We start from the raw sequence: 12,894 nt of genomic DNA on the forward strand, positions 1-12,894 counted from the left end.
CGGAATTCCTTTGGTCGCGCCGCATTGTACCCGATCGGGTGCGCAGCAACAAGCGTGCGCGGGCGCTGCCGCGCGGGGCTGAACCCGCCGCACTATCAGCAACGCCCCGTGAACGGGGCTAACGCGCTTGCACCTTGCATTCTAGCCCGCTTCAGCGGGCGTTGCGTCGTAGCCGGGTCGTTTACGGCCGTCCAGGCGCGATGATCATAAGCCCGAGATCATAACCCGCGGTTGTTTTTCCTTTACCCGCCGCCGGGGGCGCGATTCTATACTGATCGCATCGCGCATCTCCATGCGCTCAATCCGCTTTCATCCACACCGCTTGCTGCCGGCGCCTGCGCGCCGCTCGATAACCGGGGAGGAACCCAATGGCTCGGATACACATGACGATCGAGGGCAACGAAGCCGCCGCGCAGGTTGCCCATAAGCTCAGCGAGGTGATTGCAATCTACCCGATCACCCCGTCGACCGCAATGGGCGAGCTGGCCGACGCATGGTCGGCGGCGGGGCGGCCGAACCTGTGGGGCACGGTGCCGCAGGTGATTGAGATGCAGTCGGAAGGTGGCGCAGCTGGCGCGGTGCATGGCGCGCTGCAAACCGGCGCGCTCACCACCACCTTCACGGCATCGCAGGGCCTGCTGCTGATGATCCCAAATATGTACAAGATCGCCGGCGAGCTAACCTCGGCGGTTTTCCATGTCGCGGCGCGCTCGATTGCGGCGCAGGGCCTGTCGATCTTTGGCGACCACGCCGACGTGATGGCGGTGCGGCAAACCGGCTGGGCGCTGCTTTCCTCGCACTCGGTGCAGCAGGCCCACGACATGGCGCTGATCGCGCATGCCGCCACGCTTGAGGCGCGCGTGCCGTTTGTGCATTTCTTCGACGGCTTCCGCACCTCGCACGAGATCAACAAAATCGAACAGCTCAGCGACGACGACATGCGTGCCATGATTGACGATGGGCTGGTGCGCGCCCACCGCGCGCGCGGCCTTTCGCCCGACCGCCCGGTGATTCGCGGCACCGCGCAAAACCCCGATGTTTACTTCCAGGCGCGCGAAAGTGTTAACCCGTTCTACGCGGCCTGCCCGGCGCTGGTGCAAAAGTATATGGACAGATTCGCCGCGCTGACGGGCCGGCAATATCGCCTGTTCGACTACGTGGGCGCGCCCGACGCCGAACGCGTGATTGTGATCATGGGCTCGGCAGCCGAAACCGCCGCCGAGACCGCGCAGTTCCTGGCCGCGCAGGGCGAGAAAGTCGGCGTGGTGCAGGTGCATCTGTTCCGCCCCTTCTCAGCCGATCATCTCGTGCATGCCTTGCCGCCCACCGTCAAAGCGATCGCCGTGCTCGACCGCACCAAGGAGCCGGGCAGCGCCGGCGAGCCGCTGTACCTGGATGTGGTTGCGGCATTGGCCGAGGCTGGGCAGAACCAGAACACCACGAACGGTTCTCAGTTCTCAGTTCTCGGTTCTCCCGCCGTCATTGGCGGGCGCTATGGCCTTTCCTCGAAAGAGTTCACGCCGGCGATGGTGAAGGGCATTTTCGACGAGCTGGCCAAACCCGCGCCCAAGAACCATTTCACCATTGGCATCAACGACGACGTGAGCCATACCAGCCTGTCCTACGATCACGCCTTTGCGATTGAGACGCCTGAAACAGTGCGCTGCGTGTTCTGGGGCCTTGGCTCCGACGGCACCGTGGGCGCGAACAAAAACTCGATCAAAATCATTGGCGAGTACGGGCGAAGCAATGTTTCGAACGCGCCAGATGCGAGCGCCGAGCACGATGTTTCGCCCCAACTCCACGCACAGGGCTACTTCGTCTACGACTCGAAGAAATCCGGCTCGGTCACGATCTCGCACCTGCGCTTCGGCCCGCAGCCCATTCGCGCGGCCTATATGATCGACCAGGCGCAGTTCGTGGCGTGCAGCCAGTTCTCCTTCCTCGAGCGCTTCGATGTGCTGAAGTACGCCGCGCCCGGCGCCGTCTTCCTGCTGAATACCACCTTCGGCCCCGACGAAATATGGGGCGAGCTGCCCTGCGAAGTGCAGGAAGCGCTGCTCGAAAAACAGCTGCATCTGTATGTGATCGACGCCGACAGCGTGGCGCGCGCCACCGGCATGGGCCGCCGCGTCAACACAATCATGCAGACGGCCTTTTTCGCGATCAGCGGCGTGCTGCCGCGCGAGCAGGCGATTGAAGAAATCAAGCACAGCATCAGGAAGACCTACGGCAAGCGCGGCGAGGCCGTGGTGCAGCAGAACTACCGCGCCGTTGACGAAACGCTTTCGCACCTGTACGAAGTGCGCGTGCCGCTGGCGGTCGGCGCGAACGGCGGCAGCGACACGCTTCTTACCGCCACGCTGCGCCGCCGGCCGCCGGTGCCCGAAGCCGCGCCCGCCTTTGTGCGCGACGTGCTGGGCCGCATGATTGCCGGCGAAGGCGACATGCTGCCGGTCAGCGCGCTGCCCTGCGACGGCACCTACCCCAGCGGCACCGCGCAGTGGGAAAAGCGCAACATTGCGCTTGAAATCCCGGTGTGGGACGCCGACCTGTGCATTCAGTGCGGCAAGTGCGCGCTGGTCTGCCCGCACGCCGTCATTCGCATGAAGGTCTACGACGAAGCCGATCTGGCCGCCGCGCCAGCCGGCTTCCTCCATGCCGATGCGCGCTTCAAGGAGTTCCCCGGCAAGCAATTCACGCTGCAGGTTGCGCCAGAAGACTGCACCGGCTGTAGCCTGTGCGTGGAAGCCTGCCCGGTGAAAGACAAGCGCCAGGTCGGGCGCAAGGCGATCAACATGGCCGAGCAGCCGCCCATCCGCGAGCGCGAAGCCACCAACTGGGAGTTCTTCCGCGCCCTGCCCGACACCGACCGCGCCACACTGAATGTCGGCACGATCAAGAACTCGCAGCTCATGGTGCCGCTGTTCGAGTTCTCGGGCGCGTGCGCGGGCTGCGGCGAGACGCCCTACATCAAGCTGGTGACGCAGCTCTTTGGCGACCGCTCGGTGATTGCCAACGCCACTGGCTGCTCGTCGATCTATGGCGGCAACCTGCCCACCACGCCCTATACCACCAACGCCGAGGGGCGCGGCCCGGCCTGGGCTAACTCGCTGTTCGAAGACAACGCCGAGTTCGGCCTGGGCATGCGCCTGACGCTCGACAAGCAGACCGAGCAGGCGCGCGAGCTGCTGGCCACGGTGGGCGATATTGTGGGCGATGATCTGGTGCAGGCGCTGCTGAATGCCGACCAGCGCACCGACGCGGGCGTGAATGCCCAGCGCGAGCGCGTGGCCCAGCTCAAGCACCGCATTCTCGATTGGGAAGGCGCAATTGGCGAGTTCGACGACCGCGAGCTGAACACGCAGCTCGCCAACCTCCTCTCGCTGGCCGACGCGCTGGTGAAGAAAGACGTGTGGATCATTGGCGGCGACGGCTGGGCCTACGACATTGGCTTTGGCGGGCTGGATCACGTGCTGGCCTCGGGCCGCAACGTCAACATTCTGGTGCTCGACACCGAAGTGTATTCCAACACCGGCGGCCAGTCGTCCAAATCCACGCCGATTGGCGCGGTGGCGAAGTTCGCCGCCAGGGGCAAGGCCACGCCGAAAAAAGACCTGGGTCTGCTGGCAATGGCCTACGGCAATGTCTATGTGGCGCGCGTGGCCATGGGCGCCGACGATCAGCAGACGCTGAAGGCGTTTCTGGAAGCAGAAGCCTACGACGGCCCCTCGCTGATCATCGCCTACAGCCACTGCATCGCGCACGGCATCGACATGCGCAAGGGCCTGGCCCAGCAGAAGCTCGGCGTGCAAAGCGGGCACTGGATGCTGTACCGCTACAACCCCGAGCTGGCCGAGCAGGGCCAGCACCCGCTGGTGATCGAGTCGAAGGCGCCGAGCGTGCCGCTGGAGCAGTATGTGTACAACGAAACGCGCTACCGCATGCTGCAGCAGAGCGACGAGCAGCGCGCCGAGGAGCTGCTGGCACAGGCCAAGCAGAGCATCAAGGCGCGCTGGGCGCACTACCAGGAGCTGGCGGCCGAGCCGCGCGGCGATGGGAATGGCGCGAAGTAGGAACCGGTTTTGACGTTTCAGGTTGGCAGGTTGAACGAAACAGAACTTTGCAACGTGCAACCTTCCAACCTGCAACCTCGTGTAACCTCAACGAGGAGCCAGATAATGAACGAAGTTTTCCCTGATAAAGTCGACCTCAGTACCAGCTACCTCGGCTTCACGCTCGAAAACCCGATCGTCGCGTCGGCATCGCCGCTTTCCAAAAAGCTCGATCTGGTCAGGCGGATCGAGGATGCCGGCGCGGGCGCGATTGTGCTCTACTCGCTGTTCGAGGAGCAGATCACCCACGAGAGCCGCGAGCTGGATCACTACCTGACGCGCGGCACCGACCACTACGGCGAGGCGCTGAGCTATTTCCCCGACATGGCGCACTACAACATCGGGCCGGAACCGTACCTGGAGCACCTGCACCGCGTCAAGCAATCGGTGAACATCCCGGTGATCGCCAGCCTGAATGGCGTTTCGAATGGCGGCTGGATCGACTATGCGCTGCGCATGCAGGAGGCCGGGGCCGACGCGCTGGAGCTGAATATCTACTACTTGCCGACCGACCCCACGCTCAGCAGCGCCGAGCTGGAAGCGAGCTATGTCGAGCTGGTGCGCAGCGTGCGCGCCTGTGTGCGAATCCCGCTCGCGCTGAAGATCAGCCCCTTCTTCACTGCGCTGCCGCATATGGCGCGGCGCTTTGCAGATGCGGGTGCCGACGCGCTTGTGATGTTCAATCGCTTCTACCAGCCCGATTTCGACCTGGAGCGCCTGGAGGTGGTGCCGAACCTGACGCTCAGCACCTCGCAGGATCTGCGCCTGCCGCTGAGCTGGATCGCCATGCTCTACGGGCGCGTGCCGCTCGACCTTGCGCTCACCAGCGGCGTGCACAGCGCACAGGATGTGCTGAAGGCGATGATGGCCGGCGCAAACGTGGCAATGATGACATCCGAGCTGCTGGCGCACGGCATCTACCGCATCCGCGACGTGCTGGCCGACCTGCGGGCCTGGATGATCGAGCACGAGTACGAGTCGATCGAGCAGATGCGCGGCAGCATGAGCCAGCGCGCCGTCGCTGAGCCAGCCGCCTTCGAGCGCGCGAACTACATGAAGGTGCTGAACTCCTTCGACATGCAGCTGCCGTAAGGCGGAAAATAAAAATCCACAGATGGCGCAGATTTCACAGATATGGGCCGTACCCAAATAATCTGTGAAATCTGCGCCATCTGTGGAAGAATCAAGCCGACCGAAAGGCGTCCTTATGCGCGGCGCGTGCGGCCTACCAGCAGCATGCCAGCCAGCACGAGCAGCAGCGCGCCGATCAGCAAGCCCATGCCGCCTTCGTCGCCGCCAGTCTTCGGCAGGTTCGAGGGCGCGCTTGTGGTCGCCGGGGCTTCTGCGGTGGCAGCAGTGACGGTGATCTGCACCATCTCGGGCTTGCCACTCGCCGCGATCACAGGCGAGTCGGCGCCGGGGAACTCATAGGTGCCAATCGTGCCCGCGTCGATATGCAGCATCGGCCAGAGCTTGCCACCCACCGGCACGTCCTCGCTCAGCGTGATCTTGACGTTCGCGTTTTCGCCTTTCTTCACCGCCGTCTGGCCCAGCACTTTGCCCGGCGCGCCGCCCTCGTCGAGGTGCGCAACAATCCAGCCATCCTGCCCAGCCGTCACATTCGCGACGGTGATGGTCTTGCTGACCACCGGCTGGTCGCTGGCGGTGACTTTGCCAGTGGCCTGGCGGGCCGGGGCCGCGCCAACCACAGGCACCATCACCAGCAGCGCGAACAAAGCGGCGAGCATTCCGGCGATACGCATCCTGCGAACCATTCGCTCCTCCTTATGTCCAATCTGAAACCACACCGTTCCGGGGCTTATATATCAAACGTTGCAGCCAGGATTTTTTGCAGCTCCGAGCGGTCGGCAGCGGGTGTTGCGCTGCCCTGAAGGCTGCCGCTCAGCACGGCCGGGCCGCTGGGCGCGGCGCTGCCATCTGCTGGCTCGACGGTGACAAACACGCGCTGGAAGGCGCTGATCGGCCCGCCCGGCTCTACCAGAACCCAGGCGTTCCCGTTGCGGGCCGGGAAGGTACCGCCACTCACGGTTTGCGCGCCACCTTCGAGCCAGACCTGGTAGGCCTGGCCTTCCGGCAGGGGCGGCAGTTTCTGCGCCACCAGGCACACGACATCGCCACCTTCGGCCAGCCATGCGTGGCCGTTGGCCTGCGCGCCGGCGACAGGGTACCAGTGCAGGGTGTTGTCGTTCAGCAGGGCGACCATGGTCTGCCAGCTTTGGCGGTGGAAGCTGATCTGCGCGGCCTGATCGGAAACCTGGCTGCGCAGCGAAAGGTTCCAGCCGAGCATCATCACGGCCAGCGCGGCAAAGGCGCATGCCGCCCAGGCCGCCGGCGAAAAGATCTGCCGGCGACGGCGCGGCGGCACGATTGGCTCAGCGAAGCGGGCGGGCAGCGGGGCGCGGGCGGCCTGCTCGGCGGCGGCGCGCTCGACATTCGCGATGATTTGGGCGCGCAGGGCCGGGCGCGGCTCGTGCTCGGGCGCGGTGTAGGCCAGCAGCCCGGCCACGGCGCGATATTCGGCCAGCGCGCTCTGGCAGTGCGGGCAGCCCGCAAGGTGCGCCAGCTGCTCGGGCGCAGCCTCGGCCTCGCCAAGCGCGTAGGCGGCCAGCCAGGGCTGCATATCGTCACAAAGCGTTGTTGTTGGTTCAGATGCCATGCCGGTGCTTCTTTACCGTGCGAGCGTTCGCGGGGCGAACAGACTCGGAATGAGCTTTAGTTCGAGCGGGGAACACACTTCCCCACATGAGAATCTACGTTGCTGCGCGCGAAATGATTCTATTCGTCGGCAAACAATTGGCGCAACGATTCGCGCAATTTATCCATGCCCAGGCGCAGGCGCGTATGCACCGTGCCAAGCGGCAGCTGCAAGTGGTCGGCGACTTCGCGGCGCGTCAGGCCGGCCCAGAAGACCATTTCGACCACTTCGCGCTGGGCGGCGGGCAGGTCGCGCAGGGCTTCGCGCACCTCGCTGCGCAGAAGCGCTTCGTCGTAGCCCGGGTCGATTGCGGCCTGCGGCTGGAGAATATCGTCGGAAAGCTCGCGGCGGGCGGCCGTACCGCGCCGGCTGCGCAGCTCGTCGATGGCGCGGTTGTGGGTGATCGAGAGCAGCCAGGTTGCCAGCGTGCCCTGCCCGGGCTGGTAGCGGTCGAGGTAGCGCCAGCAGCGCATAAACACGTCTTGCGTGATTTCTTCTGCCGCGCCGCGATCGCCAACAATGCGCAGCGCCATGCTAAACACCAGCCGGCTGTAGCGATCGTACAGCACGGCAATGCCAGCGGCGGGCTGCTTCTGTAGCAGCGCCACCAGATCAGCATCGTTCATGCTGGCTGGCTCGGTGATGGCCTCGTCCAATCTCGCCGCTCCTTGCCGCGCCCGAATGCGCGGCGGTGTAGGCCGGGTTGTGCTGGCTGTGTGAGGCCGTATTGTAGCATGGAATGAAAGGCGGCGCGGGTGTGCTACAATGCGCGGCCGGGGGCTGACGACCGACGAACGACGAACGACGACCGAATAATTCACCGCAAAGAGCGCAGAGGGCGCAAAGTTTTTTTGGGTGACAGGTTGAAAGGTTGCAGGTTGCAGAGCGAAGCAGGCTCAACCTTCAAACTCGCAACCTTTCAACCTGCAACTGCCAACTCAACATTCAAACCTGCAACCTGCCAACCTGCCAACCGCCAACTGCCAACTGCAAACTGCCGACTGCAAACTGCCGACTGGACACTATGAGCCTACCTGACCCGATCCGCGTTGCGATGCTGGCCCGCGTAGTGTTTCCACTGCACGGCTTTGGCGGCATTGAGCGGCATGTCTTTCACCTTGTGACGCACCTGGCGCGGCTGGGCACGCATGTCACGCTGTATGTGCAGCCGGCAACCAGCCACGATCAGCCGCTGGTCAGCGAGGAGCTTGCGGCGGCGATGGCGGCGGGCGGCGGCGCGCTGGCGGTGCGCCACCTGCGCTACGACTACACTTCGCCACTGCTGCGCCCGAACTCGATCCTGGGCCGCCAGATCAACTATCCGTGGTACACCTGGCAGCTTGGCCGGCAGGTCGCGGCGGCGGTGCGCGCGGGCAGCTACGATGTTGTGCACGCGCAGGGCCTGTGCGCGTTTGGCTACGGCTGGCTGCGCCGCCGCGACACGGCGCTCCGGCGCGTGCCGTTTATTGCCAACCCGCACGGCCTGGAAGAATACCGCACGCCCGACTGGCGCAAGTGGCTGGCCTATGCCCCGTTCCGTGCGCTCTACTCCTACGGCACGCGCAGCGCCGACCGCGCGATTGCCACCGATGCCTGCACGCGCGGCGACCTGCCGCACTACCTGGGCGTCGACCCGGCGCGCGTGGTGGTGATCCCCAGCGCGATCGATGTGGACGAGTGCCTGGCCTGGACCCGCGACGACCTGCGGGCGGCGATGCGCGCGCGCCTCGGGCTTGACGAAGCTGACCTGGTGCTGCTGAGCGTCAGCCGGCTGGAGCGCAACAAGGGCTACCACATCCTGGCCGAGGCGCTGGCCCGGCTGCGCCCGCAGCTGCCGCCGCGCTGGCGCTGGCTGCTAGTGGGGCAGGGCAAAGAGCGCGCCGCGCTGGAGGCGCAGGTACGTCAGCTGGGCATTGCTGAGCACGTGACCTTTGTGGGCAAGCTGACCGACAACGAGCTGCACAGCCTGTACGAAGAGATCGACCTGTTTGTGCATCCAACCTTGTACGAAGGCTCGTCGCTGGTGACGCTTGAGGCGATGATCCACCGCAAGCCGGTGGTGGCTTCGGCGGCGGGCGGCATCCCCGACAAGGTGTTCAATGGGCGAAATGGCTTTCTGGTGCGCCCCGGCGATGTGAACGACCTGGCGGCGAAGCTGGCCGCCGCGCTCGCCGCCCGGGCGCAGTGGCCGGAATGGGGCGCAGCCAGCGTGGAGATTGTGCGCAGCACCTTCGACTGGCCGGTGGTGGCGCGGGCAACCCTGGCCGAGTACAAGCGCATGCTGGCGGGCGACGACTGACGACCGAAAAATGAACCGCAGAGGCGCAAAGGGCGCGGAGATTTTGACGGTTGCAGGTTTAAACGTTTGAGAGTTCCAGGTTGCTCTGCTTGCCGAAGTATTCACCGCAAAGAGCGAAAGAGCACGGGGATATGGCACCCTTCGATACGCGGCTGCGCCGCTACTCAGGATGCCGGCTGCCCACTGCCCACCGCCCACTGCCAACTGCCGACTGCCGACTGCCGACTGCCGACTGCCGACTGCCGACTGCCGACTGCCCACCGCCGACTGCCCACCGCCCACTGCCGACTGCCGACTGCCGACTGCCAACTGCCAACTGCCGACTGCCAACTACCAACTGCTAACTGCTAACTGCCGACTGCCCACCGCCCACTGCCGACTGCCGACTGCCGACTGCCCACTGCCGGCTGCCCACTGCTAACTGCCGACTGCCCACTGCTAACTGCCGACTGCTAACTGCCCACCGCCCACTGCTAACTGCCCACTGCCGACTGCCGACTGCCGACTGCCGACTGCCGACTGCCGACTGCCCACCTGCCGACTGCCCACTGCCGACTGCCGACTGCCAACTGCCGACTGCCGACTGCCCACTGCCGACTGCCGACTGTTTAGTTCTGTGGTTCCGTGGTTCTTCTCGCCCTTCGTGTCTTCGTACCTTCGTGGTTACGGTTCTTGGCTCTCGGTTCTTGGTTCTGCGGTCCCGTGGTTCTCGGTTCATAGCCCACTAAAAACTCAGCACTCAACACTCAGCACTTCCCCCTACCCACCTGCGTACGCACGGCGTTGGAGCCGCCGCGCCGGCACAGCCTGTGACGTTACATGACGCACATTTGTGCTACAATTCAAGCGCCAACACACAGCGACCAAGCCACGATCGAGCGCATTCTGATGGGGGAACCGAGTATGCCATACCGAGGAATGACCGAGACCGAGCTCCAAACGTTTGTGCAGGAATTCCGCGCATTTGAAACCTGGCGCGAGTATGTGGGCTACGCGCGCGACATCTACGGCCCACGCGCCGAGCGCATCGAGGTTGTCACCACCGCCGAGCGCAATGGCGCGGGCAGCTACGCGGTGATCGACGCGATTTATGTCTACGATGCGCAGCGCCGCCCGCTTGAGCCCGCGCTCAGCACAACCTGGTGGCAGAGCGCCTTCCGCGAATCCTTCCCCGACGACGAGCTGTACGACGACGACTTGCACGAAGACTGGATCGATGCGATGATGGGCGAGCGTCAGGCCGCGCTGCCCGTGCCGGCTGGCGGCTTCGATATGTTTCTGGCCAGCCGGCCGCCGCGCCGCCACCACACCACACTGTTTGTGGAAGAACGCGCCTTCGCGGCGTAACCGGCCTGTTACCGTGGGCTGCTACAACACCAGCCATGAGCGATCTGCGCAAAACAGTTGAGGCCCTGCTGCGCCACGCCGGCAAAACCGCCCGGCTCGCGCTGGAAGCCGACCGCGTGGCGGTTGGCCGCACGCCCCGCACGCTGGTCTGGTCGCTTGGGCCGGTGCAACTGTTTCGCTACACGCCCACGCTGCCGCCTGCGCAGCGCCAGCCCACGCCGCTGCTGCTGGTGTACGCGCTGATCAATAAACCGTATATCTTCGACCTGCTGCCGGGGCGCAGCTTCATCGAGCTGATGCGCGATCGTGGCTTCGATGTCTTTCTGCTCGATTGGGGCGCGCCCGGCCGCGAAGACCGCCACACCCGCTTCGACGATTATGCCGCCAACTACCTGCCGCGTGCCGCGCGCGAGGTGCTGCGCGCCTCGGGTGCCAGCCAGCTCGACATGCTGGGCTACTGCATTGGCGGCACGCTCGCCACGCTCTACGCCGCGCTGTTCCCCGAATCGCCGCTGCGCCGGCTGGCACTGCTCGCCCCCGCCATCGACTTCGACGCCGGCACGCCCAGCAGCTTCCGCGCGTGGCTCGACCCGCAGCACTTCGATGTGGAGCGCGTGGTCGAGGCGTTTGGCAATGTGCCGCCCGGCCTGATCGAGTTTGGCTCGAAGATGCTCAAGCCGGTGGAGAATTATGTGAGCGTGTACGCCAGCCTGTGGGATCGCGCCGACGACCCGGCCGCCGTGGAGGGCTGGCAGGCCATGCATCGCTGGGTGCACGATGGCGTGCCCTTCGCCGGGGCGGCCTTTCGCCAGTGGGTGAACGATTTCATCCGCGCGAACAAGCTGGCGCGCGGCGAGCTGGTGGTGCGCGGCCGCCACGCCGACCTGGCGAACATCCGCGTGCCGCTGCTGAATGTCATCGCCGCACAGGATCACATCGTGCCACGCGAGTGCGCCGCTAACCTGATGGCCCTGGTATCGAGCGCCGAGCGGCGGCTCGACGTTGTGCCGGGCGGGCATGTGGGCCTGATGGGCGGCAGCCGCGCCCAGCGCCAGATCTGGCCCGCCATTGCGGACTGGCTGGCAGCGTAGGCAGTTGGCGAGTTGCAGGTTTGAACGTTGAAAGTTGCGCTCGTTTCAGCCTGCGAACTTGCAAACCTTCAACCTTCAACCCGCAACTGCAAAACCTCCGTGTCTCCGTGCCTCCGTGATTAACTTTTCGTTCCTTCTGAGCAGCCCCCAATCGTCAATCGCAAATCGTCAATCGTAAATCCCCTAGTCCTTTCGGCATACCCCGTCGCTCGTCCCCATGCGCGGAAAAGCTAACGACGAAAGACGATGCGCCGCGCCTGCCCACGCTCTACCATAGCAACAGACCAAACACACGTAAGGAGACTGTTGCGATGCTTCAGCAAACCGCCCAATCATCACCCACCGGGCTGGCGCGCATAGCGCAATTCCGCCCGCTTGGCGCGCTCCGCCGCGCATACGCCACCAACCGCTCGCTCACGCTGCTCGGCGTGCTCATGCTTGTGACGCTCGTCGTCAGCGCGCTGGGCCTGATCTTCGACCCGCGCACCATCACGGGCGCGCCGGCCTGGCTCAAGCCGTTTAAGTTCGCAGTCTCGATCAGCATCTACTCGTTCACGCTGATCTGGGTGCTCAATTTCGTGCAGGGTCGGCGCTTCTGGGTGCGCCTGGTGTCGGGCGCGTCGCTGGCGATTTTGTTTGCCGAAATGGCGATCATCATCGCGCAGGTGCTGCGCGGCACCACCAGCCACTTCAACAATGCCACCAGCTTCGACACGGCAATGTTTGGCGCCATGGGTGCCATGATCATGATGCTGTGGCTCATACAGCTCATCGCCACAATTCTGCTCCTTCGGCAGCCCCTGCCCGACCGCGCTTTCGCCTGGGCGCTGCGGCTCGGCCTGCTGCTGACGCTGGTTGGCGCGGGCCTGGGCTTCCTGATGACCAGCCCAAACGCGGCGCAGATGGCCCAGTTCCAAACCGGCGCGCACGTCCCGGTGATCGGCGCGCACAGCGTCGGCGTGGCCGACGGCGGGCCGGGCATGCCAATCACCGGCTGGAGCATCACCGGCGGCGATTTGCGCATTGGCCACTTCATCGGCCTGCATGCGCTGCAAATACTGCCGCTGCTTGGCCTGCTGCTGACGCAAACGGCACTGGGCGCTCGGCGGCGGCTGGCGCTGGTGTGGCTTGGCGCAGCGAGCTACCTCGGCCTGATCGGGCTGGTCACTTGGCAGGCGCTGCGCGGCCAGCCGCTTGTCGCGCCCGATGCCACCACACTCATAGCGGCGGCCGCCTGGCTCGGCCCAACCGTGCTGGCTGGCGCGCTGGCCCTGCGCATCCGCGAGCGCGCCACCGACATGTAATTGGCTGCGCGCCGGCCCAGTG

Annotated in this window: 10 protein-coding genes; 7 read left to right on the forward strand and 3 right to left on the reverse strand. The window is 65.1% G+C overall.

The features are described from left to right. Positions 1–368 precede the first annotated feature (368 nt). Both nifJ and M1P90_RS20675 read left to right on the forward strand, forming a co-directional pair. A complete protein-coding gene (gene nifJ / locus M1P90_RS20670; protein ID WP_483697185.1) occupies positions 369–4,076 on the forward strand; it encodes a pyruvate:ferredoxin (flavodoxin) oxidoreductase in 3,708 nt (1,235 codons plus the stop codon). Positions 4,077–4,181: 105 nt separating this feature from the next. After that, positions 4,182–5,207: a dihydroorotate dehydrogenase-like protein gene (locus M1P90_RS20675; protein ID WP_483697186.1), complete on the forward strand. Its 1,026-nt coding sequence runs from the start codon at positions 4,182–4,184 to the stop codon at positions 5,205–5,207. Between the two features lie 113 nt (positions 5,208–5,320). On the opposite strand, the gene M1P90_RS20680 is transcribed toward M1P90_RS20675, so the two are convergent. The 3 genes from M1P90_RS20680 to M1P90_RS20690 all read right to left on the reverse strand — a co-directional run bounded on the left by M1P90_RS20680 (position 5,321) and on the right by M1P90_RS20690 (position 7,487). Then, entirely contained in the window at positions 5,321–5,890 is a 570-nt protein-coding gene (locus M1P90_RS20680; protein ID WP_483697187.1) for a DUF7282 domain-containing protein, read from the reverse strand. A gap of 44 nt (positions 5,891–5,934) precedes the next feature. Then, entirely contained in the window at positions 5,935–6,792 is an 858-nt protein-coding gene (locus M1P90_RS20685) for an anti-sigma factor (protein ID WP_483697188.1), read from the reverse strand. 119 nt (positions 6,793–6,911) lie between these two features. Then, positions 6,912–7,487 carry a sigma-70 family RNA polymerase sigma factor gene (locus M1P90_RS20690; protein WP_483697189.1) on the reverse strand — a complete coding sequence of 192 codons (576 nt, stop codon included), beginning with the start codon at positions 7,485–7,487 and terminating at the stop codon, positions 6,912–6,914. Between the two features lie 368 nt (positions 7,488–7,855). Here M1P90_RS20690 and M1P90_RS20695 point away from each other — a divergent pair, with 368 nt between their 5' ends. The 5 genes from M1P90_RS20695 (at position 7,856) to M1P90_RS20715 (ending at position 12,872) form a co-directional block, all read left to right on the forward strand. Beyond that, on the forward strand, positions 7,856–9,130 hold the full coding sequence (locus M1P90_RS20695; protein WP_483697190.1) for a glycosyltransferase family 4 protein: 1,275 nt from the start codon (positions 7,856–7,858) through the stop codon (positions 9,128–9,130). Between the two features lie 131 nt (positions 9,131–9,261). Then, on the forward strand, positions 9,262–9,474 hold the full coding sequence (locus M1P90_RS20700) for a hypothetical protein (protein ID WP_483697191.1): 213 nt from the start codon (positions 9,262–9,264) through the stop codon (positions 9,472–9,474). 559 nt (positions 9,475–10,033) lie between these two features. After that, positions 10,034–10,477, forward strand: coding sequence for a hypothetical protein (locus M1P90_RS20705; RefSeq protein WP_483697192.1), 444 nt, complete (start codon positions 10,034–10,036; stop codon positions 10,475–10,477). A gap of 35 nt (positions 10,478–10,512) precedes the next feature. Beyond that, positions 10,513–11,568 (forward strand): alpha/beta fold hydrolase, encoded by a 1,056-nt coding sequence (locus M1P90_RS20710; protein ID WP_483697193.1) that lies wholly within the window; start codon positions 10,513–10,515, stop codon positions 11,566–11,568. A gap of 311 nt (positions 11,569–11,879) precedes the next feature. Beyond that, on the forward strand, positions 11,880–12,872 hold the full coding sequence (locus M1P90_RS20715) for a hypothetical protein (protein WP_483697194.1): 993 nt from the start codon (positions 11,880–11,882) through the stop codon (positions 12,870–12,872). Positions 12,873–12,894: the final 22 nt, after the last annotated feature.

It is taken from the genome of Kouleothrix sp. 19917, assembly GCF_057073505.1.

Excerpts from the sequence above, each read along its gene's own strand:
- nifJ (WP_483697185.1), top strand. The coding sequence starts at position 369 with ATGGCTCGGATACACATGACGATCGAGGGCAACGAAGCCGCCGCGCAG.
- M1P90_RS20675 (WP_483697186.1), top strand. The coding sequence starts at position 4,182 with ATGAACGAAGTTTTCCCTGATAAAGTCGACCTCAGTACCAGCTACCTC.
- M1P90_RS20680 (WP_483697187.1), bottom strand. The coding sequence starts at position 5,890 with ATGGTTCGCAGGATGCGTATCGCCGGAATGCTCGCCGCTTTGTTCGCG.
- M1P90_RS20685 (WP_483697188.1), bottom strand. The coding sequence starts at position 6,792 with ATGGCATCTGAACCAACAACAACGCTTTGTGACGATATGCAGCCCTGG.
- M1P90_RS20695 (WP_483697190.1), top strand. The coding sequence starts at position 7,856 with ATGAGCCTACCTGACCCGATCCGCGTTGCGATGCTGGCCCGCGTAGTG.
- M1P90_RS20700 (WP_483697191.1), top strand. The coding sequence starts at position 9,262 with ATGGCACCCTTCGATACGCGGCTGCGCCGCTACTCAGGATGCCGGCTG.
- M1P90_RS20705 (WP_483697192.1), top strand. The coding sequence starts at position 10,034 with ATGCCATACCGAGGAATGACCGAGACCGAGCTCCAAACGTTTGTGCAG.
- M1P90_RS20710 (WP_483697193.1), top strand. The coding sequence starts at position 10,513 with ATGAGCGATCTGCGCAAAACAGTTGAGGCCCTGCTGCGCCACGCCGGC.
- M1P90_RS20715 (WP_483697194.1), top strand. The coding sequence starts at position 11,880 with ATGCTTCAGCAAACCGCCCAATCATCACCCACCGGGCTGGCGCGCATA.